The organism is Falsiroseomonas sp. HW251, from assembly GCF_050563545.1.
Lineage (GTDB): Bacteria > Pseudomonadota > Alphaproteobacteria > Acetobacterales > Acetobacteraceae > Falsiroseomonas.
Genome location: NZ_JBNXUM010000002.1, coordinates 57087 through 77731, shown reverse-complemented (window position 1 = coordinate 77731; position 20645 = coordinate 57087). Strand labels below are relative to the sequence as shown.

Below are 20645 nucleotides of genomic sequence, written 5' to 3'. Positions count from 1 at the left end.
TCGCAGCCAGCCTCGCCGCTGCCGCGTGTCAGCGCAAGACGAGCACCAGGATCTGCACGACGGCAGCGACGACCATGAGCACGAGGAAGATGCGGTTCAGCGTGGACATCGGCGGCATGGCGCGCAGATGGGCCCGCGTGGCCTCAACCGGAAGGGGTGACGATCCCGCGCAGCAGCGCCTTCAGCGCGGGCGCGGCTTCGGCATGGCGGGCGAGAAGCGCGGCTTCGTGCCGCCGCGCCTCGGGGATGAGGTCGCCCGCCAGCCTCTCGCCGGCGCGCGTCAGCAGGATGCGGGTCTGCCTTCCCTCCCGCCTGCGCTTCACCAGCCCGTCCTCCGCCATGCGGTCCAGCAGCTTCGTCATGGTGGGCTGCTGCATCAGGCAGGCAGCGGCCAGCGCGCCGACGGTCTCGCCGCGTTCAGCGCCATGCAGCGTGGCGACGACGCGCCAGACCGGCACGGCGACGCCGCGTTCCTTCAACCGCGCGTGGAAGCCGGCCGAGGCGACGTGGGAAGCGCGCGCGAGCAGGTAGAGAAGGTAGTCCTCGACGAAACGGGGCGGGCTGGCCATGACCTAACATATGACTTTTCATGCGTGGCGTTCCAGCATTAGGATGCCCGCCGGACGGAAAAGGGGCGCCGCGTGCGAGACGACCGCATCGAGCCGCACTGGATCGACGCCTTCGAGGCAGTGCTGCGCCTGTGCAAGGCGCAACCGGACGAGACGGTCTGCCTCCTGACGGAAAGCCGGTCGCGCGCGCTGAACGGCGACCTGGCCGAGCTTGCCGCGCGGCGGCTTGGTTGCCGGACCTTCCGCCTGGTCGTGCCGACACCGCCGGCTTCGCGGCTGCCGATGCGCTCCACCGGCGCCTCGCGCGCGCTGCAGGGGCATCCCTCCGTGCTGGCGGCGCTGAAGGCGTCGTCGCTGATCTTGGATCTGACCCTGGAAGGGCTGCTGCACGCGCCGGAACTGAAGGAGATCCTGGCGAGCGGCGCGCGCGTGATGATGGTCAGCGACGAGCACCCCGAGGTGCTGGAACGCCTGGTCCCGCGCGCCGAGGACGAGGCGCCGGTCAAGGCCGCGGTGAAGCGCCTGCGCGCCGCGAGCGAGATGCGCGTGACCAGCGCCGCCGGCACCGACCTGACGGTGGCCATTGCCGGCGCGCCCTCGGCCGGCGTCTGGGGCTGGACCGACCGGCCCGGCACCATCGCGCATTGGCCCGCCGGCGTCGTCGTCGCCTTCCCGCAGGCCGGCACGGTCAACGGCACGCTGGTGCTCGCGCCCGGCGACGCCAACCTCACCTTCAAGCGCTACATCGAAAGCCCGGTCCGCCTGACGCTGCGCGACGACCACATCGTCTCGATCGAGGGCAGTGGCGTGGACGCCATCCTGATGCGGGAGCACCTCGAGGCCTGGGGCGAGCCCAGCGCCTATGCCGTCAGCCATGTCGGCTGGGGGCTCAACCCGCGCGCGCGGCGCGAGGCGCTGTGGTTCCACGACCGCGGCGACATCAACGCGACGGAGCTTCGCGCGGCGGCGGGGAACTTCCTATTCTCGACCGGCGCCAACGAATTCGCGGGCCGCTACACCGAGGGGCATTTCGACATCCCGGTCTTCGGCTGCACCATCGCGCTGGACGGCGAGGCGGTCGTCCGCGACGGAAAGGTGGTGTAATGTCTGTCATCCTGCTGCACGGCATCGGCGGCGCGTCCTGGGGCGACGGCGTGCCCGGCGCCTGGGACTGGCCGATGCCGGGCTTCCACGGCACCGCCGCGCTGCCCGAGATGACCTTTTCGGCGCTGGCCTCCGCGCTGCGCGACGCGATGGATGCGCGCGGCGTCGCGCAGGCCGCGCTGGTCGGGCATTCCATGGGCGGCATGGTCGCGATGGAATTCGCGGCGACCTTCCCCGACCGCGTGTCGAAGCTGGTGCTCTACGCCACGACGCCGGCCTTCGGCGGCCGCGACCCGTCCTTCGCCGAGGCCTTCCTGGCCTCGCGCCTCGGCCCGCTGGAAGGCCGCACCATGCCGGAAGCCGCACCCGCGCTGCTGGCGGGCATGTTCGCCGAGGGCGCCGACCAGGCCGGCATCGCGCGCGCGATCGGCGCGCTCGCGGCGACGCCGAAGGAGGTCTACCAGGCGACGCTGCGCTGCCTGACGACCTTCGACCGCCGCGCCGACCTGCCGGGGATCACGGCGCCGACGCTGCTCATCGCCGGCGAGCACGATCCCGCAGCGCCGCCCAAGACGATGCAGCGCATGGCCGACGCCATTCACGGCTCGCGCCTGGTGACCATCGCGGGCGCCGGGCACTTCGTCCACATCGACAGGCCCGCGGAGTTCCGTGCGGCGCTGCTTCCCTTCCTCGCGGAGTGACCGACATGGACGCGCTGCCCGCCACCGGCCTCGCTGACGCGCCGATCTACGACCCCGACGCTTTCCGCCTGACGGCGCTGGAAGCGGAGCTCACGGCTAAGGCGCGCGAGTTCGGGCAGCGCGTCCTCGCGCCGCGCGCGGCGAAATGGGACCGCGAGGCGTCCTTCCCCACCGACAACTACCGCGACATGCACCGCGAGGGGCTGCTCGGCGTCTGCATCCCTCGGGACGACGGCGGCATCGGCGCGGACTTCCGCGCGTATTGCCTGACCGCCGCCGAGATCGGGCGCTATTGCGGCGCGACCGCGCTGACCTGGAACATGCATGTCTGCTCCACCCTCTGGACTGGCGCGCTGACCGAGGACCTGGATATGGACCAGGCGACGCGCGAGACGCATCGCCGGCGCCGCCGCGTCCACTACGACCGCATCCTGAAGGACGGGCAGGTCTATTCGCAGCCCTTCTCCGAAGGCGGCGCGGCCGCGGCCGGGACGGTCGCCTTCGGCACCACGGCGAAGCGTGTGGATGGCGGCTTCCTGGTCAACGGGAAGAAGATCTTCGCGTCGCTGGCAGGCCATGCCGACTACTACGGCATCCTCTGCACCGAGCTGCATGAGGGCTCGACGCTGTCGCGCCGCGACACGCTCTATCTCGGCGTGCCGGCCAACGCGCCGGGCGTGACGGTGGATGGCGAGTGGGATCCCTTGGGCATGCGCGGCACCGTCTCGCGCAACCTGATCTTCAAGGACGTCTTCGTGGAGGAGGACGCGGCGCTCATGCCGCCGGGCCTCTACTTCCAGGCGGCCTCGCGCTGGCCGCACATGTTCATGACGCTGACGCCGACCTACATGGGCCTGGCGCAGGCAGCCTACGACTTCACCGTCCGCTACCTCCGGGGCGAGCAGCCCGGCACGCCGCCGGTCAAGCGGCGCATGTACCCCACCAAGCAGATCGCGGTCGCGCAGATGCGCGTGATGCTGGAGGCGACGAAGGCGCTGTGGTTCCAGGCCATCACCGATGCGCGGCCGGACCCGACCAAGGAACAGATGCTGCGCGCGCTGGCCGCCCAGCACACGGTGATGGAGAACGCGAACGCGATCGCGACACTCGCGATCCGCACCTGCGGCGGCCAGTCCATGCTGAAGTCGCTGCCGCTGGAGCGCATCTATCGCGACAGCCGCTGCGGATCGCTGATGCTGCCCTGGACGGCGGAGCTGTGCCTGGATCGGCTGGGTCGCGACACGCTGTACGAGAAGGGCGAAAGCGATTGATGCTCTCGCATTCGATCCAGACCTCCGGTGCTCGCGCCGCCTTGGGCGAGGCTCCGCCCTCCGGTCATCGGATGCGGCCGTGATCTGGCGCTGGCTCGAGCGTCACGCGGACCACGCGCCCGACAAGGTCGCGCTTCGCTTCGAGGACGCGGCGACCACCTATGCGGCACTTGCTTGCAGCGTGGAACGGACCGCCGCAGCGCTGTCTGCACGTGGCGTCGGCCGCGGTGATCGGGTCGGCTTCCTCGGCCAGAACCATCCCTCGCAGCTCGTGCTGCTCTTCGCGCTGGCCAGGCTCGGCGCGATCCAGGTTCCGCTGAACTGGCGCCTTGCCGCGCCGGAATGGACCTTCATCCTGGAGGATTCCGGCACCCGCCTGCTCTGTGCGACCGCCGAGATGCTGGCTAGCGCGCAAGCCGCCGCGCCGCATGGCTGCGACGTGGTGCAGGCCGACGCACTGTCCGGGTCCGGCGGCGATCCCGTGCCCGCGACCGGCGAGGACAGCGATCCCCTGCTGCTTGTCTATACCTCCGGCACCACGGGCCGGCCGAAGGGCGCGCTGCTGGACCAGCGCGCGCTGCTGTTCAACGCGCTGAACGGGCTGCACGCCTTCGACCTCACCGGCGCCGATCGCGTGCTGACGGTGCTGCCTCTCTTCCATGTCGGCGGCCTCAACATCCAGACCACCCCGGCACTCTATGCCGGCGCCGAGGTGATCCTGCATCCCCGCTTCGACGCGGAGGCCTTCTTCGATGCGGTCGAGCGCGAAAGGCCGACGCTGTCGCTGGTCGTGCCCGCGGTGATGGCCGCGCTGGCCAGGCATCCGCGCTGGCGCGATGCGGACCTGTCGTCGCTGCGCGCCGTCGGCGCGGGATCCTCCGATGTGCCGGTCCCGCTGATCGAGGCCTTCCACGCCAAGGGCGTGCCGGTCCAGCAGATCTACGGCGCCACCGAGACCTGCCCGACCGCCATCGTGCAGACCCGCGCCGAGGCGCTCGCCGCGCCCGGTTCCATCGGCCGCCCCGCGATGCATGTCGAGGCTCGCCTCGATCCGCTGAGCCATGAGATCCAGCTGCGCGGCCCCTCCGTCCTGCGCGGTTACTGGAAGCGCGACGACGCGCTGCTGCCCGGCGGCTGGTTTCCGACCGGCGATGTCGGCCACGTCGACCCAGAGGGTCGCTTCTGGTTCACCGACCGGCTCAAGCACGTCATCATCTCGGGCGGCGAGAACATCTACCCCGCCGAGGTCGAGCGCGTGCTGGTAGCCGCGCCCGGCGTCATGGAAGGCGCCGTGGTCGGCCGCGCCGATCCGCAATGGGGCGAGGTCCCCGTCGCCGTCGTCGTCCCCGGCGAGGGCTTCGACGCCACGGCGGTGCTCGCGCACTTCGAGGGGCGCATCGCGCGCTTCAAGCGGCCGAAGGCGGTGGTGGTGGTCGAGGCGCTGCCGCGCACTGCGCTAGGCAAGGTTGCGACGGGCGCGCTGAAAGCGATCGTCGGCAAGGGCTGAGGTCGCGCCCACCCCCACCCCGACCCTCCCCCGCAAGCGGGAGAGGGAGCAGGCGCGCAATTTTCCCTCTCCCGCTTGCGGGGGAGGGTGGCTGAGCGAAGCGAAGCCGGGTGGGGGTTGGCGGCACCGCGGCCAGTCACGTCACCAGCTTCGCCACGCTCCCCTCGATCTCGGCCGGCTGCTCGTCCTTCAGCGCGACCCCTGTCCCTCCCAGCCGCTTCGCCGCCGCCAGCAGCCACAGCAGCTTGCGCGCGGCCTCTGCCGGCGCCAGGCCGGCGTCGCGCACATTGCTGATGCAGTTGCGCTCCGCATCGCTCCGCCCGCGCCGCGGCGCCCAGGTCAGGTAGATGCCGAGGCTGTCGAGCGAGGACAGCCCCGGCCGCTCCCCGATCAGCACCGCGACCGCCGAAGCGCCCAGCGCCTCGCCGACCTCGTCGCCCAGCGCAACGCGGGCCTGGCGCGCGACGACCAGCGGCGCCACGTCCCATCCGGCCTTGCGCAGGCCCGGCAGCAGCGCGTCCAGCACCGCGGGCGCCTGCATCTGCACGCCGCTCGCGCAGAGCCCGTCGGCGACCACCAGCGCGACGCAGCCCGGTCGTGCCTCGGCCGCCAGCGCCGCGCGATCCTCCGCGCGCAGGCGCCGCCCGAGATCCGGTCGCAGCAGGTAGGTCCGGCGGTCCGCTGCCTCGCTCGCCACCACCCGTGCGCTGGCAAAGGCGGCGACGTCGAGCTCCGACCACACGGCATCCCGCGCCAGCGCATGCGCTTCCTGGAAGTCGAGATGCGCCGAGGTAGGCTGCGCGTGCCCGGCGCGACCCAGGCCGACCCGCGCCGTGGTGAAGCGCCGGAGGTCCCGCCACAGGACCGGTGTGCTCATGCCAGCACCGGGGGCATCGACGCGGGCAGGCGTTCCGGCGTGCGCCCTGCCAGGCCCATGCGATCGAGCCAGGCCGCGAATTCCGGCGCCGGCGTCTTGCCCAGCGCGGCGCGGGCATAGAGCCCGTCATGGAAGGACGTGGACTGGTAGGCCAGCATCACGTCGTCCGCCCCCGGCACGCCCATGACATAGGTCACGCCCGCGACGCCGAGAAGCGTCAGCAGCGCGTCCATGTCGTCCTGGTCGGCCTCGGCGTGGTTCGTGTAGCAGACGTCCACGCCCATCGGCAGTCCGAGCAGCTTGCCGCAGAAATGGTCCTCGAGCCCCGCGCGGGTGATCTGCTTGCCGTCATAGAGATACTCCGGCCCGATGAAGCCGACGACGGAATTGACGAGCAGCGGCCGGAAAGCGCGGGCGACGGCGTAGGCGCGCGCCTCGATGGTCTGCTGGTCGCAGCCGTGATGGGTGTCGGCAGACAGCGCGCTGCCCTGTCCCGTCTCGAAGTACATGACGTTGTCCCCCAGCGTCCCGCGCTTCAGCGCGAGCGCGGCGTCATACGATTCCCGCAGCACGGACAGCGAGACGCCGAAGCTCTCGTTCGTCTTCTGCGTCCCGCCGATGGACTGGAAGACCAGGTCCACCGGCGCGCCGCGCCGGATCGCCAGCAGCGTCGTCGTGACATGCGCGAGCACGCAGGTCTGCGTCGGGATGTCGAAGCGCGCGCGGATGCCGTCCAGCATCGCGAGCAGCCGGCACAGATTGTCCACATTGTCGGTCGCGGGATTGACCCCGATCACCGCATCCCCGGCGCCGAGCAGGAGCCCGTCCAGGATCTGCGCCGCGACGCCGCGCGGATCGTCCACGGGATCGTTCGGCTGCAGCCGGATGGACAGCGTTCCCGGCAGCCCGATGGTGTTGCGGAAGCGCGTCGTGACGCGGCATTTCGCGGCGATACTGACGAGGTCCTGCAGCCGGCAGATCTTGCTGACCGCCGCGACCATCTCCGGCGTCAGCCCCGGCGCAAGCGTGGCCAGCGCGGCCGCATCCGCCTCCGCGAGAAGCCAGTCGCGCAAGCCGCCGACCGTCAGGTGCGACACCGGCGCGAAGGCCGCGCTGTCATGCCCGTCCAGGATCAGCCGCGTGACCTCGTCGGCCTCGTAGGGGACCACCGCCTCGGCCAGGAAATGCGCCAGCGGCACCTCTGCCAGCGCGCGCTGGGCGGCGACGCGTTCCGCCGCACTCGCCGCCGCCACCCCGGCCAGCGCGTCGCCCGATCGAAAGGGCGTCGCCCGCGCCAGCAGCGTGCGCAGGTCCCCGAACACATATCGCGTCCCGCCGACGCTGTGCGCGAACCCCATGCCGGACCTCCGCCCCACACATGGCGCGATCCCATCGGTCTTGCCAGCCCTTCGACGCCGCCGGAGGATGCGCCCCGACCACCGGGAGGACGCGATGGACCGCGACGCGCTGGAGATGCGCCCCGATGCGGCAACGGACTGGCCCGACCGCATCTTCGATTGCCTGAAGCAGCACGGCATCACCCAGGTCGCGCTGGTGCCGGATGCCGGCCACGCCCGGCTGATCCGCCGCTGCCTGGCCGATGCCTCCATGCAGGTCGTGACCCTGACCACCGAGGAGGAGGGCGTCGCCATGCTGGTCGGCGCCTGGATGGGCGGCGCCAAGGGCGTGCTGCTGATGCAGTCCTCCGGCGTCGGCAACTGCATCAACATGCTGTCGCTGCCGGTGCTGCACCGCGCGCCCCTGCCGATGATCGTCACGATGCGCGGCGACTACGGCGAGTTCAATCCGGCCCAGGTGCCGATGGGCAATGCGACACAGGCCGTGCTGGAGGCGATGGGCACGCTGGTGCGCCGCGCCGATGTCGCGCAGGACGTGGCCTCCGTCGTGGATGCCACCATCCGGCTCGCCTTCAACACCTATCGGCCGACGGCGGCGCTGCTGGGGCAGCGGCTGATCGGCGCCAAGACCTTCGGCAAGGACTGAGACGATGCCGGGAACGATCGACCGCCGCGACGTGGTGCGCGGCCTGCTGGCCGACCGCGGCGACCTCCTGGTCGCGGCGGGGCTCGGCGCCTCCGCCTGGGACATCACCGCTGCCGGCGACCGGGCGGAGAACCTGCCGCTCTGGGGCGGGATGGGGGGCGCGGCGATGCTGGGCCTCGGCCTGGCGCTGGCGCAGCCGAAGCGGCGCGTGCTGGTGATCACGGGCGACGGCGAGATGCTGATGGGCCTCGGCGCGCTCTGCACCATCGCGGTGACGAAGCCGGCGAACCTCGCCGTCGTCGTGCTGGACAACGAGCACTACAGCGAGACCGGCGGGCAGGAGACGGCGACGCGGCACGGCGTGGACCTCGCCGCCATGGCGCGCGGCGCGGGCATTGCGGATGCGCGCGTCGTGACGGAGATGGGCGGCGTGGAAAGGCTGCGCGCCGACATCCACGCGGCGTCGGCGCCGTTGTTCGCCGTGGTGAAGGTCGCGCCCGGCAACCACCCGCTGGTGCTGCCGCCGCGCGAGGGCGCCCATCTCACCGCGCGCTTCCGCGAGACCGTGCTCGGGCCGTCCGCCCACCATCAGCTGTGATGCCTCAGGCGCCGGCGGCGGCTCCGCCGCCTTGGCTCGCCGCACTTGCGGCGGCGCCCGTTCGGGCGCTCGGCCGGCTGCGCCGGCCGCCTTGCCCGCCCGACTTCCTCGACCGGAGTTGCCCGTGCCCCACGTCATCTGCCCACAGGTCATTCATCCCGATGCCCAGGCGCTGATCGCCTCGACGCCGGGCTTCACGATCGAGATCCTGCCGGACCGCCGGCCCGGCACACTCGCGGCACGGTTGCCCGACGCGGATGCGCTGATCCTGCGCACCATCCGCGTGGACCGCGCCTTCCTGTCCAACTGCCCGAAGCTGCGCATCCTGGCGCGGCACGGCGTAGGCTACGACATCATCGACGTGCCCGCGCTGACCGAACGCGGCATCCCGCTGACCATCACGCCGGAAGCCAATGCGGTCTCGGTTGCCGAGCACACGCTGATGCTGATGCTGGCCTCGATGCGGAAGCTGAAGGCCTATGACGCCAACATCCGCAACCTGGTCTGGGGTGGGCAGGCGGACGCGCCATCCTTCGAGTTGTCCGGAAAGACGGTTCTGGTCTTCGGTTTCGGGCGCATCGGCACGCGGGTCGCCCGGCTCTGCAAGGCCTTCGACATGCGGGTGCTGGTGCGCGATCCCTACATGCCGAAGGGCACGATCCGCGGCGCGGGCTACGAGCCCGTGGAGGATGTGACGGCTGCCCTGGCTGAGGCCGACATTGTCACCATGCACTGCCCGTCGAATGCCGAGACGCGGGGCATGGCAGACGCGGCCTTCCTTGCGTCCATGAAGCGCGGTGCGGTCTTCGTCAACGCGGCGCGCGGGACGATCGTGGACCAGGCGGCGCTGGACGGCGCGCTGCGGTCGGGCCATCTCGGCGCCGCCGGCCTCGACGTGTTCGAGGAGGAGCCGATCGAGGAGGAGATCCCGCTGTTCTCCGCGCCGAACCTGGTGATGACGCCGCATGTCGCGGCGAGCACGCAGGAAGGGCTGCGGCGCATGGCGATGGAAAGCGCCGAGGCGGTGATCGCGTGTTTCGAGGGCAAGCTCGATCCGGATGTCGTGGTGAACCCGGAGGCTCTGCGGCGGAACCGATAGACGGCTCGCTTGTGAAGCACCCCCACCCTAACCCTCCCCCGCTGACGGGGGAGGGAATTCGCGGAATGGGAGAGGATAAGCGCTATCAGTCAAAGCGGATGTTCGCGCGGCGGATCAGCGCGGCGTAGCGATCGGCGTCACGGCGCAGAAGGTTGGCCGCATCCGCCGCGCTGCCGCCGCCTGGGATGAAGCCGGCGTCCACGACGCGCTGCCGCAGCCCGGGATCGCGCAGGACCTTGTTCACGGCGTCCACCCAGCGGCCGATCACCGGCTCCGGCAGGCCGGGCGGGCCCATCACCATGTACCAGACGCTCTGGTCGAAGCCGGGGAAGCCGCTCTCCGCCACGGTCGGCACGTCGGGCAGCCATTCCACGCGGTCGGGCAGCGTTGTCGCCAGCGCGCGCACGCGGCCGGCGCGGATATGCGGCAGATAGGTCGGCAGCGTGTCGAAGGCGATGTCGATGCGTCCGGCCAGGATCTCGTTCACGGCCTGGCCGGTGCCGCGGAAGGGGATGTGCTGCATGGCGATGCCGGCCTCGGCCGACAGCGCCTCGGCCGCCAGGTGCTGCTGCGTCGCGACGCCCGAGGAGGAGTAATTCAGCTTCCCCGGATGGGCCTTCGCGTAGTCCAGCCATTGCCGGAAATCCTGCGCGGGGGAGGATGGCGGCACCACCGCCACCAGCGGCACCGTGCCTGCCAGCACCACCGCGGTCTGGTCGCGGATGATGTCGAAGGGCGGCGGCGTGATGGTCGGCGGCACGACGGCCGAGGCGCTAACGGTTGTCATCAGCATCTGGTAGCCGTCCGGCCTCCCCCGGGCATTGGCGGCCGCCGCGATGGTGCCCGAACCGCCCGCGCGGTTCTCGATCGCGATGGGTTGGCCGAGCTCGTCCTGCAGTTGCGGCTGCAGCAGGCGGGAGATGATGTCGGTGCCGCCGCCCGGCGCGAAGCCGACCAGCAGGGTGACGGGCCGCGCGGGGTACGCGCCCTGGGCACGGGCCTGCCTCGGCAGTGCGGCCGTGCCCGCGGCGGCGACCAATGTGCGGCGCGGGATCATGGCGCCTCCTCCCTGCGGTTCTTCTGGGCGGGGAGGATGGCGCGGCGTCAGCGCCCGGTCCAGTTGGGGGCGCGCTTGTCCAGGAACGCCTTCACGCCTTCCTGAAAATCCTCGCTGCCGAAGCACATCGTGACGAGGTCGTCACCATGGATCGCCCCAGCCGCCAGGCGCAGCCGCTTCAGCGCGAATTTCGTCGCGGTCAGGGTGCGCGGCGCCAGGCCCGCGATGTGGGTGGCAAGCTCCATCGCACGGGCCTCCAGCGCATCCGGCGTCTCCAGCAGCTCCGACACCAGGCCGAGGCTCAGCGCTTCCGGTGCCTCGACCAGCCGTGCCGTGAAGACCAGCTCCTTCACGCGCGCGGGGCCGATCAGCGCGGCGAAACGGGAATAGTTCGCCATGGACAGACAGTTGCCGAGCGTCCGCGCGATCGGCAGGCCGAAGCGGGCATTCGCGGCCGCGATGCGCAGGTCGCAGACGCCGGCGATGCCGAGGCCCCCGCCGGTGCAGGCGCCGGCGATGGCGGCGATGACGGGCTTCGGGCAGTCCTCGATCGCGGACAGAACGCGGTCGATCCGGACCTCGTAGTCCAGCGCGTCCTGCCCGGTCCTGAATTCGGTGAACTGGCTGATGTCGGTGCCCGCCGCGAAGGCCTTCCCGCCGGCGCCGGTGATGACCCAGGCGCGGATCGCGTCGTCGTCCCTCACCCGCGCGGCCTGCTCCACCAGGCCTTCGTACATGGCGAAGGTCATGGCGTTGCGGGCCTGGGGGCGGTTCAGCGTGGTCCAGGCGATCGGGCCGCGCGTCTCGTGCAGGATGTCGGGCATCGGTTTCCTCCGGCTTGCTGCCCCCTTGTGCGGCCGGGGTGCCCGGCGCGACAAGAGGGCCAGGAATACCGGGAACAAAGCCATGCGCATCGTGAGCGTGAAGCAGGGCGTCGCGCCGATCAGCAGCGAGATCGCCAACGCCTATATCGACTTCTCCAAGATGACGGCCTCCATCGTCGCCGTGACCGTCGAGGGCGAGGGCAAGCGCGCCACCGGCTACGGCTTCAACTCCAACGGCCGCTATGCCCAGCCCGGCCTGCTTGCCGAGCGCTTCGTCCCTCGCCTGACCGAGGCGACGGAGGCGCAGGTGACGGACAGCCAGGGCCGCCTCGACCCCGCCGGCGCCTGGTCCGTGATGATGAAGAACGAGAAGCCCGGCGGCCATGGGGAGCGCAGCGTCGCCGTCGGCGTGCTCGACATGGCGCTGTGGGACGCTGCCGCGAAGCTGGAAGGCGTGCCGCTCTGGCGCCTGCTCGCGGACCGCTACAACAACGGCAAGGCCGATGCCGCGGCCTGGGTCTATGCGGCCGGCGGCTATTACTATCCCGGCAAGGGCGTGGACGCGCTGGTGGACGAGATGAAGCGCTATCTCGACATGGGCTATTCCACCGTGAAGATGAAGATCGGCGGCGCGCCCGGCACGCCGCTCAAGGCTGCGCTGGTCGAGGATGTCGGCCGGATCGAGGCCGTGCTGAAGCTGCTCGGCGGCGACGGCTCGCGGCTCTGCGTCGACGTCAACGGCCGGTTCGGCCTGCATGCCGCGCTGAGCTACGCCGCGGCGCTGCAGCCCCTGAACCTGCGCTGGTACGAGGAGCCGCTGGACCCGCTGGACTACGCGACGCATGCGACGCTGGCCGAGCATTATGGCCCGCCGATCGCAACCGGAGAGAACCTGTTCTCCATGCAGGATTGCCGCAACCTGATCCGTCATGGCGGGCTGCGCTCCGATCGCGACATCCTGCAGTTCGACCCCGCGCTGTCCTATGGCCTGGTCGAGTATCTCCGCACGCTGCAGATGCTGGTCGAGCATGGCTGGTCGCCGCGGCGCTGCGTGCCACATGGCGGGCACCAGTTCGCGCTGAACATCGCAGTGGGCCTGGGTCTCGGCGGCAACGAGAGCTACCCCGAGGTCTTCGCCCCCTTCGGCGGCTTCGCCGACGACGTGCCGGTGAAGGACAGCCGCGTGCAGATGCCCGATATCCCCGGCATCGGCTTCGAGGCGAAGAACGCGCTCTACGCGGTGTTCAAGACTTTGTAGCCGGCGATTCACGCCTCCGGCGCTGCGTGCCTGCGGCGATCGCGGGCTGGACCTGCGTTGCCCTGACTGTGGTCAGGGCAACGCAGGTCACCTTTCTCTGGCCCGGTGATTCACGCTCCTCGTATGCCCGCCTGCGGCGTGCACACTCAGAGCGATCGCGGGCTCGACCCGTATCGGGCTGACTGTCGTCAGCCCGATACGGGTCCAGCTTTCCTTGACCCGGCGATTCACGGCCTGGCGTGCCCACCTTCAGTGAGCACACTCAGGCCGACCGCGGGCTAAGGGACTGGCCTGACCAGCCAGCGCCGCGCCTCGGTATCGGCGCCGGAGGGAAGCGGCGCGGTCGGGACGGTGACGAAGGACACGACGTCGCGCACGACGTCGTCGCGGTTCCCGCCGGCGAGCAGCAGGTGGTAGCCCTCGGGATAGACGCCGATCCGTACCGGCGCGTCGGGCGCCACGCGCCGCATCGCCCGGCGCGAGGCATGCGTCGGCACGATCATGTCCTTGTCCCCGATCAGCAGCAGCGTCGGCGCGCGCGTCCCGTCAGCGCGCCGGCAGCAGGCCGGCAGCGCCGCGACCGCCGCGTCCATCAGGTCCACCAGGCCCACCGCGGAATCGACCCGCGTCTCGCGGATCGCGAGGGGATCGCGGCCGAGCCGCCGCAACGCCTCGGTGTTGTCCGACGCCACGATGCCGCCGACGCCGCCCGACACGCTGAGCGCGGGGATGGTGCGGGCGACCAGCCACAGCCCGCCGCGCATCGGCCCGTTCATGTAGTCGCGCGACCAGAGCGCCGGCGTCAGCAGGAGATAGCCATCCACCGGCGGCGGCGTGGCGCTGCCGCTCGCCACGATCGCGACCGCCCCGCCCATGCTCTCGCCGAGCAGATAGAGCGGCAGGCCGGGATGGCGGCGCCGGATCACCTGCGCCGCGGCGACCGCATCGGCCGCCATCGTCTCGGTCCCTGCCCAGTAGCCGCGGTTGGGCGCCCGGCCGAAGCCGCGCTGGTCATAGGCATAGACCAGCAGCCCGGCCTCATGCAGGGCGGGCAGGCTGTCGGTCAGGAAGTTCCCGCTGTGGTCGTTGAAGCCGTGCAGGGCGAGGATCACGGCGCGCGGCGGGCCATCGGGGGCGAAGCGCCGCAGCGGCAGGCGCGCGCCGTCCGGCGCGACGATCGCATCCCCCACCAGGTCGGGCGCGATGCTGGCCGGCCCGCCCGGGATGACCACCGGCGAGCAGGCCGCGCCAAGCAGCGCCGCGCCGCAGAAGACGATCCGGAGGAGGTGGCCGATCCCGTGCACGATCGGCCACCGCCATCCCCGATCCGTGAACTTGCGTCAAGTAAAAGCCGACGCCGGTTACAGGACTCGACGCAGGCCTGGCCGTCCGGCGATGGCCTGACGCAACCGAAGACCTACTTCCGGCGCGACGGCGCCGCCGGCAGGTCGAGGCCGGCCTCCGCCAGCAGCGGCGGCGGCGCGGAACGCCGCGGCCTCTCCGGCCTGGCCGGCGCGGCCGCCGGCGCCGGCTCCTCGGCGGCCGGCGTCCAGGCCTTGCGCGGCGCCGGTGCGATCGCATCCAGCGCCTCCGACAGGTCCTCGATGAGGTCGGCGACATCCTCGAGCCCGACGGAAAGACGGATCGTGCCATCGCCGATGCCGAGTCTGGCGCGTTCCTCCGCGCCGACGCGCATATGCGTCGTCGTCGCGGGATGCGTCGCGAGCGACTTCGCGTCGCCGAGGTTGTTGGAGATGTCCACCAGCCTCAGCGCGTTCATGAAGCGGAAGGCCGCGTCCTTCCCGCCCTTGATGTCGAAGGTCACCAGGCTGCCGCCGGCCGCCATCTGCGCCTTGGCCAACGCCTGCTGCGGATGGTCCGCACGGAAGGGATAGAGCACGCGCCCGACCTCGCTGCGCTCGGCCAGGAAGTCGGCGATGGCGGCTGCGGAGCGGCACATCGCGGGCAGGCGCAGATGCAGCGTCTCCAGCCCCTTGATGATGACCCAGGCGTTGAAGGGGCTGATGGAGGGCCCGGTGTTGCGGATGAAGGGCTGCAGCACCTCGTCCACCCACTTCTTCCGACCCATCACCGCGCCGCCGAGCACGCGGCCCTGGCCGTCCATGTGCTTGGTCAGCGAATAGACCACGACGTCGGCGCCGAACTGCAGCGGCTTCTGCAGCAGGGGGGTGGCGAAGACGTTGTCCACCACCACGATCGCGCCGGCGGCATGCGCGAGGTCGCAGACCGCGGCGAGGTCCACCAGCTCCAGCATCGGGTTGGACGGCGTCTCCAGCAGCACCAGCGCGGCCGGCTTCGACAGCGCCCGCTTCCATTGGTCGAGGTCGCCGCAATCCACGAACTCCGTGGAGATGCCGTAGCGCGGCAGCAGGGTGGAGACGATCCAGTGGCAGGACCCGAACAGAGCACGGCTCGCCACCACCCGGTCGCCGGTCTTCAGCTGCGACAGCATCGACGCATGCACTGCCGCCATGCCCGTCGCGGTCAGCCGGCAGGCCTCCGCGCCTTCCAGCAGGGCCAGGCGCTCCTCCAGGATGGTCACCGTCGGGTTGCCGAAGCGGCTGTACTGGTAGTGCTGGGCGGTGCCGAGGAAGGTGGCCTCGGCCTGCTCGGCGTCGTCATAGACGAAGCCGGAGGTCAGGTAGAGCGCCTCCGACGTCTCGTCGAAGCCGGACCGCATCTGCCCGCCGCGCACGAGCTGGGTGGCGGGGCGGAGGGAGCGTTCGGGCAGGCGCTTGGCCATCGGGACACCTCTGCGCGCGCGGGGCGCGAATACGGGCGTCCGGCCCCCTGCACGGGGCGAGGGCAGCGATCTGCCCTGCGGCCGTTTAGCGCGCTTGTTTTCGGTGGAGGGCCACCGTCCTTTCGGAACCTCGCCGCAAGCAGGCCGGACAAATCGCGAGGGGCATCGCTGCCGGCACCGTGCTTACGTCCGTCACCCCGGCGGGGTCAAGGCCGCTTGCCCGGGGCGGGGCGGCCCCCCTATAACGGGAGCGCCTCAAGGGCTGCGGGCGTAGTTCAGAGGTAGAACGTCAGCTTCCCAAGCTGAATGTCGTGGGTTCGATTCCCATCGCCCGCTCCATTTTTCAGTAGGTTAAAGCTGAAGGATGGTAAGGACGGGGGCACTAGCCTGAGCGGGGGCACACCAGAGTCGACCGGCGGATCGAATGCGATCCAGGCTGTCGGCCGCGCCGCCTTCGGGCTTCGTCGTCCGCGCTCGTCGGGCGGTCGTCCGGCAGAAACCGCAGAAAGCCGCCGCTACCGGACGAGCAGACGGGCCGGACAAGGTTTTCGCCTTGTTCTGACATCATCGTCAGATGGCGAGCACTCATCCCTCTTCCAGACACCCTCGTCCGCAAGGACGGGCGGCGACCTGGACGCCGACCGGCGTTGCATCACATGGGCTAGCCTCGCAGCGTGACGCTCGCTGAAGCCGGACGGTGGCGAGCGAGGTGCCCTCGGCCGCGAAGCGCGTACCTGCCGATGAGCTGAAGCATGCTTTCATCCTTATTTCAGTTGCCAGCTCGTGCCTGCGCATGCGCGAATGAGCCGTGATGGACGCGTGACGAAACCCTCGTCGAGAGTAGCGGGATCGCGGATCCCATTCGGCCAAGGCGCCGCCCGTGGGGCGCCCGTCAAGGCGCTTGCGCATGCGCCCCTGCACGCCTCCAGCAGCGGCTTCGGATGGCAGGGCCTGCACGTCGAGGCCGGCCAGAACGCCGGCTGGTCCGTCGACGACCTCGTCGTCCGCGGCCACTACCTCGCCGTCAATCGCGCACGAGGTCGATGCGGGGCGTATCGCCGGGCTCGGCATCTGCCAGGGCTCGTTGGAGATGATGCGCGCGCTCGCCGACGAGCAGACGATCAGGGCTGGCGCGACGATCGCTGGCCACTACAGGGACCACGACGCGGACGTGCAGTGGCTCGGTGAAGCCGCGCTCCAGCTGCGGCTTGAGCGCGGCTGGAAGGCGCGATTCCGCTTCGACGAGACGGGTGAGGTGGAGTACGTGCCTGGCGTCGACGCCGAACGAATGGATGTCGGCATGCCCGGAAAGTTCGTTTGGGACTGGTACCACACCTGGGCCGATCGCGGCATCTGGGACAACCGCTACGCTGTCATGAACGATGCCGACCTGCTGGGCTACGAGAGCCTGAGCGCTGCCGCCCGGCTCACGAAGCCGTATCTGATGATCCACAGCGACTATTCCTTCTTGCCAGAGGCCGCCCGGCGCCATTTCGCGGCGATCCCGAGCGCACAGAAGGAGCTCTCCTGGGAGGGCGATACTCCGCACCTCGCCTACTACGACGCTCCGGAGGTGATCGACCCGACCGTCAAGCGTCTCGCCGGCTTCTTGGGGAATGCGCTGCGCTGATTCCGTCGGGGAAGTGGCGGGGCAACCCGCCCATTTCGCCATGAGAATACGAGGCGACCGGACTGCCGGATTCTCCTCTCGCGTCAGACCGCAACGGACTGCGTTCCGCCCTGCTGCGACCTTCGCTGCCAACTCGATCGCGGCGCCACTGCGCGATTGCGGACAGGACAGGGCTGCCAGTCCGCCGAGTGCCGGCGCAGGAGGAAGGCGGCCAGGCCTCAGGTTCAACTTCGAATAGGCGCGCGCCCACGGAACACCTAGATTTCGATCTTGGACCCCGGAGAGATGTTCTCATGCGTCGGCGCCCATTGATGGCGGCATTGGCCGCGGGCTTGGCACCTCGGATTGCCCGGGCGGCGGCCGTGCTGCGCTTCGTGCCCCAGGCCGATCTGGCCATCCTCGATCCCGTCTGGACAAGCGCGAACATCACGCGCAACCACGGCTACCTCGTCTTCGACACGCTCTATGGCATGGATGCCGCGTATCGCATCCAGCCCCAGATGCTGGAGGGGCACGTCGCGGAGCAGGAAGGCCGCCTGTGGCGGTTGACCCTGCGCGAAGGCTTGCGCTTCCACGACGGGGAGCCGGTCCGTGCGGCGGATGCGGTCGCCAGCATTCGTCGCTGGGCCGCCCGCGATGCGTACGGCGCCGCGCTGATGGCCGCGACGGACGAGTTGTCGGCCGCATCGGACCGCGTCGTCCAGTTCCGCATGAAACGCGCCTTCCCGTTGCTGCCCGAGGCCCTGGGCAAGCCGGGCGTGAACATGCCCTGCATCATGCCCGAGCGTCTCGCCCGAACCGACGCCGGCACGCGCGTGACAGAGATGGTGGGGAGCGGGCCCTTCCGCTTCGTCGCGGGAGAATGGTCCCAGGGCAACCGTGTGGTTTATGAGCGGTTCGACGGCTACGTGCCGCGCCAGGGCGGGCAGCCCAGCATGACGGCAGGTCCGAAGGTCGCGCATTTCGACCGTGTCGAGTGGGTGATCATCCCCGATCCCTCAACGGCCGCCGCCGCCCTCGCGGCCGGCGAGGTCGATTGGTGGGAACGCCCCACGCCCGACATGCTGCCGCTGCTTCGCCGTAACCGCCGGGTGACGGTGCGGGTGCTCGATCCCACCGGCGCGCTCCAGTTCCTGCGCTTCAACCACCTGCACCCGCCCTTCGACAATCCCGCCATCCGTCGGGCCATCATCGGCGCGGTCGCGCAGCAGGACTACATGATCGCGGCGGCCGGCACTGACCCCGCGATGTGGGATGCGCGCTGCGGCGCTTTCACGCCCGGCATGCCGATGGCGAGCGAGGTGGGCATGGATCGTCTCACCGGCCCGCGCGACCTCGGGCGCGTGCGTCGCGACCTCGCGGCCGCGGGCTATAACGGCGAGCGGGTCGTGTTCCTCGGCGTCAGCGACGTGCCTGAGATCAAGGCTGTGACGGAGGTTGCCGCCGACATGTTCCGCCGGATCGGGATAAACCTCGACTATCAGGTTCTAGACTGGAACACGGTCCTGCAGCGCCGCACCTCGACGGCACCGCCCGACCGGGGTGGCTGGAACGTGCACCACTCCGGCTTCCCCGGCCTCGACATGGCGAGCCCCGCGTCCAACCTCGCCTTGCGCGGCAACGGACGCAGCGCGTGGTTCGGCTGGCCAACCTCGTCGCGGCTCGAGACCTTGCGCGACGCCTGGTTCGAGGCTCCGGACCCCGCCGCGCAGAAGCGCATCTGCGACGAGATGCAGGCCACTATGTTCGAGGACGTGCCCTACATCCCCCTCGGCCTGATCCGCCGCGCCATGGCCTGGCGCAGCGACCTCGTCGATATGGTCGAGGGCGGCGTCGTCTTCCACGGCGTGCGGCGCGCCGGATGAAGGTCGCGCTCGCCGGCTTTTTCCACGAGACCAACACCTTCTCGCCGATCCCGGCGGACCTCGCCTCGTTCCTGCGACCGGGCACGCTGCCCGGGCTGACCAGGGGGAACGACATGGCTCCGGTGCTCGGTGGGCTGAACGTGCCGATCGCTGGCGCGATGCAAGCGCTCTCCGCGGCGAGGCACGAGCTGCATCCCGTCGCCTGGGCCAGCGCCGTGCCCTGCGGTCCGGTCACGCGCGACGCCTTCGAGACGATCGCAGGCTTGATCCTCGACGGCATCGCGAAGGTGCCTTCGCTCGACGGCGTCTACCTCGACCTGCATGGGGCGATGGTGGCCGAGGACGATCTTGATCCGGAACTGACGCTGCTGCGGCGGTTGCGCGCGCGGCTCGGACCCGACGTGCCGGTGGTGGCGAGCCTCGACCTACATGCCAATCTCTCGCCCGAACGCGTGGCGGCGCTGGACGGGCTGGCGACCTTTCGCACCTATCCGCACCTCGACATGGATGTCACAGGGGCGCGTGCCGCGGCGCTGCTCATGCGCTGCATGGCTGGCGAGCGCTTCCACAGTGCCTTCCGCTCGCTGCCTTTCCTCATCCCTCTACATGCTCAGGGAACGACAACGGGCCCCGCCGCCCGGCTCTTCGAAGCCTGCGAGGCCCTGGGGCGGCACCAGGGCATCGCCGGCGCCGAGCTGGCGCTCGGTTTTCCTCCGGCCGACGTGCCCTATGCCGGGCCCGCGATCGTCGTCCTTGCAGGCGTAGCGGCGGATGCCGAGCGGGCAGCGGATGACATCGCGCGCTGGCTGCTGCAGGCGGAGCACGAGTTCGACGCCGCGTTGCCCGGTCCGGAGGCGGCAATCCGGGAAGCGATCGCCGCGGCGAGGCACGCGGCCGGGCGGCCCGTCGTCGTCGCCGACACGCAGGACAATCCTGGCGCGGGCGGGATGGGCGACACGGTCGGCCTGCTGCGCGAGTTGATCGCGCTGGACGCACCCGATGCGGTGTTCGCCCTGCTGCACGACCCCGCGGCCGTGAGTCAGGCCCATGCGATCGGCGCAGGTGCCGCCGCGCCTTTTCGACTCGGCGCCCATGCCGCCACGGTGCCCGGCGAGGCGCCGGTGGAAGCCAGCTTCACCGTCGCGCGCCTCGCCGACGGCCGCATCACGGCCGTCGGCCCGATGTATCGCGGCATCCGCTGGGACGTCGGCGCCACCGCCCTGCTTCGGCATCGAGGCGTGCGCGTGCTGGTCTCGGAGCGGCGCCTGCAGGCGGCGGACACGGCGATACTGCGGCATGCCGGGATCGACCCGCGGCAGGTCGCCATCGTCGTGCTCAAGAGCACCGTGCACTTCCGCGCGGAATACGAGGCGATGGCCGCTCGCATCATCGTCGCGGCCGCGCCGGGTCTGAACCTCGCGGATCTCCGCGGCTATGCCTATCGCCGCCTGCGCCCGGGTGTGCGGCCAATCGATCCCGGTCGCCGCGTCGACGACGGCAGAGCGTGACGGAGCCGC

Annotated in this window: 18 protein-coding genes and 1 tRNA gene; 12 read left to right on the top strand and 7 right to left on the bottom strand. The window is 70.7% G+C overall.

What is annotated here, in order from left to right:
- Window positions 1-143: 143 nt before the first annotated feature.
- Window positions 144-569 (bottom strand): MarR family winged helix-turn-helix transcriptional regulator, encoded by a 426-nt coding sequence (locus ACLF3M_RS02275; RefSeq protein ID WP_430655220.1) that lies wholly within the window; start codon window positions 567-569, stop codon window positions 144-146.
- Between the two features lie 72 nt (window positions 570-641).
- On the opposite strand from ACLF3M_RS02275, the gene ACLF3M_RS02270 reads away from it, so the two are divergent.
- The 4 genes from ACLF3M_RS02270 to ACLF3M_RS02255 all read left to right on the top strand — a co-directional run bounded on the left by ACLF3M_RS02270 (window position 642) and on the right by ACLF3M_RS02255 (window position 5152).
- Entirely contained in the window at window positions 642-1673 is a 1032-nt protein-coding gene (locus tag ACLF3M_RS02270) for a 2,5-dihydroxypyridine 5,6-dioxygenase (protein WP_430655219.1), read from the top strand.
- Window positions 1673-2374 carry an alpha/beta fold hydrolase gene (locus ACLF3M_RS02265; protein WP_430655218.1) on the top strand — a complete coding sequence of 234 codons (702 nt, stop codon included), beginning with the start codon at window positions 1673-1675 and terminating at the stop codon, window positions 2372-2374. Before ACLF3M_RS02270 ends, ACLF3M_RS02265 begins: the two co-directional genes overlap by 1 nt.
- Window positions 2375-2379: 5 nt before the next feature.
- Window positions 2380-3645, top strand: a complete 1266-nt coding sequence (locus ACLF3M_RS02260) for an acyl-CoA dehydrogenase family protein (RefSeq protein ID WP_430655217.1) — start codon at window positions 2380-2382, stop codon at window positions 3643-3645.
- A gap of 79 nt (window positions 3646-3724) precedes the next feature.
- On the top strand, window positions 3725-5152 hold the full coding sequence (locus ACLF3M_RS02255; protein ID WP_430655216.1) for an AMP-binding protein: 1428 nt from the start codon (window positions 3725-3727) through the stop codon (window positions 5150-5152).
- A gap of 136 nt (window positions 5153-5288) precedes the next feature.
- Here ACLF3M_RS02255 and eutC read toward each other — a convergent pair whose 3' ends face one another.
- Together eutC and ACLF3M_RS02245 are read right to left on the bottom strand one after the other, a co-directional pair.
- Entirely contained in the window at window positions 5289-6029 is a 741-nt protein-coding gene (gene eutC / locus ACLF3M_RS02250; RefSeq protein WP_430655215.1) for an ethanolamine ammonia-lyase subunit EutC, read from the bottom strand.
- Entirely contained in the window at window positions 6026-7387 is a 1362-nt protein-coding gene (locus tag ACLF3M_RS02245) for an ethanolamine ammonia-lyase subunit EutB (RefSeq protein ID WP_430655214.1), read from the bottom strand. The genes eutC and ACLF3M_RS02245 overlap by 4 nt, the downstream gene beginning before the upstream one ends.
- Before the next feature lie 94 nt (window positions 7388-7481).
- Here ACLF3M_RS02245 and ACLF3M_RS02240 point away from each other — a divergent pair, with 94 nt between their 5' ends.
- From ACLF3M_RS02240 to ACLF3M_RS02230, 3 genes are all read left to right on the top strand, one after another.
- The gene (locus ACLF3M_RS02240; protein WP_430655213.1) at window positions 7482-8033 is read left to right on the top strand and encodes a thiamine pyrophosphate-binding protein; all 552 of its coding nucleotides are present in this window, start codon (window positions 7482-7484) and stop codon (window positions 8031-8033) included.
- 4 nt (window positions 8034-8037) lie between these two features.
- Window positions 8038-8631 (top strand): thiamine pyrophosphate-dependent enzyme, encoded by a 594-nt coding sequence (locus tag ACLF3M_RS02235; RefSeq protein ID WP_430655212.1) that lies wholly within the window; start codon window positions 8038-8040, stop codon window positions 8629-8631.
- 124 nt (window positions 8632-8755) lie between these two features.
- On the top strand, window positions 8756-9730 hold the full coding sequence (locus tag ACLF3M_RS02230) for a hydroxyacid dehydrogenase (RefSeq protein ID WP_430655211.1): 975 nt from the start codon (window positions 8756-8758) through the stop codon (window positions 9728-9730).
- A gap of 85 nt (window positions 9731-9815) precedes the next feature.
- Here the strand turns inward: ACLF3M_RS02230 and ACLF3M_RS02225 are convergent, their stop codons facing one another.
- Together ACLF3M_RS02225 and ACLF3M_RS02220 are read right to left on the bottom strand one after the other, a co-directional pair.
- Window positions 9816-10787, bottom strand: a complete 972-nt coding sequence (locus tag ACLF3M_RS02225; RefSeq protein WP_430655210.1) for a Bug family tripartite tricarboxylate transporter substrate binding protein — start codon at window positions 10785-10787, stop codon at window positions 9816-9818.
- A gap of 47 nt (window positions 10788-10834) precedes the next feature.
- Complete coding sequence (locus ACLF3M_RS02220; RefSeq protein WP_430655209.1) at window positions 10835-11611, bottom strand: enoyl-CoA hydratase/isomerase family protein; 777 nt, start codon at window positions 11609-11611, stop codon at window positions 10835-10837.
- Window positions 11612-11693: 82 nt separating this feature from the next.
- Between ACLF3M_RS02220 and ACLF3M_RS02215 the strand changes: the two genes are divergently transcribed.
- Complete coding sequence (locus tag ACLF3M_RS02215; protein WP_430655208.1) at window positions 11694-12869, top strand: enolase C-terminal domain-like protein; 1176 nt, start codon at window positions 11694-11696, stop codon at window positions 12867-12869.
- Window positions 12870-13147: 278 nt separating this feature from the next.
- On the opposite strand, the gene ACLF3M_RS02210 is transcribed toward ACLF3M_RS02215, so the two are convergent.
- Together ACLF3M_RS02210 and metZ are read right to left on the bottom strand one after the other, a co-directional pair.
- Window positions 13148-14173, bottom strand: coding sequence for an alpha/beta fold hydrolase (locus ACLF3M_RS02210; protein ID WP_430655207.1), 1026 nt, complete (start codon window positions 14171-14173; stop codon window positions 13148-13150).
- Window positions 14174-14286: 113 nt separating this feature from the next.
- Window positions 14287-15633 carry an O-succinylhomoserine sulfhydrylase gene (metZ, locus tag ACLF3M_RS02205; protein ID WP_430655206.1) on the bottom strand — a complete coding sequence of 449 codons (1347 nt, stop codon included), beginning with the start codon at window positions 15631-15633 and terminating at the stop codon, window positions 14287-14289.
- Between the two features lie 264 nt (window positions 15634-15897).
- Here metZ and ACLF3M_RS02200 point away from each other — a divergent pair.
- The 4 genes from ACLF3M_RS02200 to ACLF3M_RS02185 all read left to right on the top strand — a co-directional run bounded on the left by ACLF3M_RS02200 (window position 15898) and on the right by ACLF3M_RS02185 (window position 20636).
- Window positions 15898-15972, top strand: a tRNA-Gly gene (locus ACLF3M_RS02200).
- A gap of 751 nt (window positions 15973-16723) precedes the next feature.
- Window positions 16724-17263, top strand: coding sequence for a hypothetical protein (locus tag ACLF3M_RS02195; RefSeq protein ID WP_430655205.1), 540 nt, complete (start codon window positions 16724-16726; stop codon window positions 17261-17263).
- Between the two features lie 293 nt (window positions 17264-17556).
- Entirely contained in the window at window positions 17557-19128 is a 1572-nt protein-coding gene (locus ACLF3M_RS02190) for an ABC transporter substrate-binding protein (RefSeq protein WP_430655471.1), read from the top strand.
- On the top strand, window positions 19125-20636 hold the full coding sequence (locus ACLF3M_RS02185; RefSeq protein WP_430655204.1) for a M81 family metallopeptidase: 1512 nt from the start codon (window positions 19125-19127) through the stop codon (window positions 20634-20636). Before ACLF3M_RS02190 ends, ACLF3M_RS02185 begins: the two co-directional genes overlap by 4 nt.
- Window positions 20637-20645 lie beyond the last annotated feature (9 nt).

Excerpts from the sequence above, each read along its gene's own strand:
- ACLF3M_RS02275 (WP_430655220.1), bottom strand. The coding sequence starts at position 569 with ATGGCCAGCCCGCCCCGTTTCGTCGAGGACTACCTTCTCTACCTGCTC.
- ACLF3M_RS02265 (WP_430655218.1), top strand. The coding sequence starts at position 1,673 with ATGTCTGTCATCCTGCTGCACGGCATCGGCGGCGCGTCCTGGGGCGAC.
- ACLF3M_RS02260 (WP_430655217.1), top strand. The coding sequence starts at position 2,380 with ATGGACGCGCTGCCCGCCACCGGCCTCGCTGACGCGCCGATCTACGAC.
- eutC (WP_430655215.1), bottom strand. The coding sequence starts at position 6,029 with ATGAGCACACCGGTCCTGTGGCGGGACCTCCGGCGCTTCACCACGGCG.
- ACLF3M_RS02245 (WP_430655214.1), bottom strand. The coding sequence starts at position 7,387 with ATGGGGTTCGCGCACAGCGTCGGCGGGACGCGATATGTGTTCGGGGAC.
- ACLF3M_RS02240 (WP_430655213.1), top strand. The coding sequence starts at position 7,482 with ATGGACCGCGACGCGCTGGAGATGCGCCCCGATGCGGCAACGGACTGG.
- ACLF3M_RS02235 (WP_430655212.1), top strand. The coding sequence starts at position 8,038 with ATGCCGGGAACGATCGACCGCCGCGACGTGGTGCGCGGCCTGCTGGCC.
- ACLF3M_RS02225 (WP_430655210.1), bottom strand. The coding sequence starts at position 10,787 with ATGATCCCGCGCCGCACATTGGTCGCCGCCGCGGGCACGGCCGCACTG.
- ACLF3M_RS02220 (WP_430655209.1), bottom strand. The coding sequence starts at position 11,611 with ATGCCCGACATCCTGCACGAGACGCGCGGCCCGATCGCCTGGACCACG.
- ACLF3M_RS02215 (WP_430655208.1), top strand. The coding sequence starts at position 11,694 with ATGCGCATCGTGAGCGTGAAGCAGGGCGTCGCGCCGATCAGCAGCGAG.
- metZ (WP_430655206.1), bottom strand. The coding sequence starts at position 15,633 with ATGGCCAAGCGCCTGCCCGAACGCTCCCTCCGCCCCGCCACCCAGCTC.
- ACLF3M_RS02195 (WP_430655205.1), top strand. The coding sequence starts at position 16,724 with ATGATGCGCGCGCTCGCCGACGAGCAGACGATCAGGGCTGGCGCGACG.
- ACLF3M_RS02190 (WP_430655471.1), top strand. The coding sequence starts at position 17,557 with ATGCGTCGGCGCCCATTGATGGCGGCATTGGCCGCGGGCTTGGCACCT.
- ACLF3M_RS02185 (WP_430655204.1), top strand. The coding sequence starts at position 19,125 with ATGAAGGTCGCGCTCGCCGGCTTTTTCCACGAGACCAACACCTTCTCG.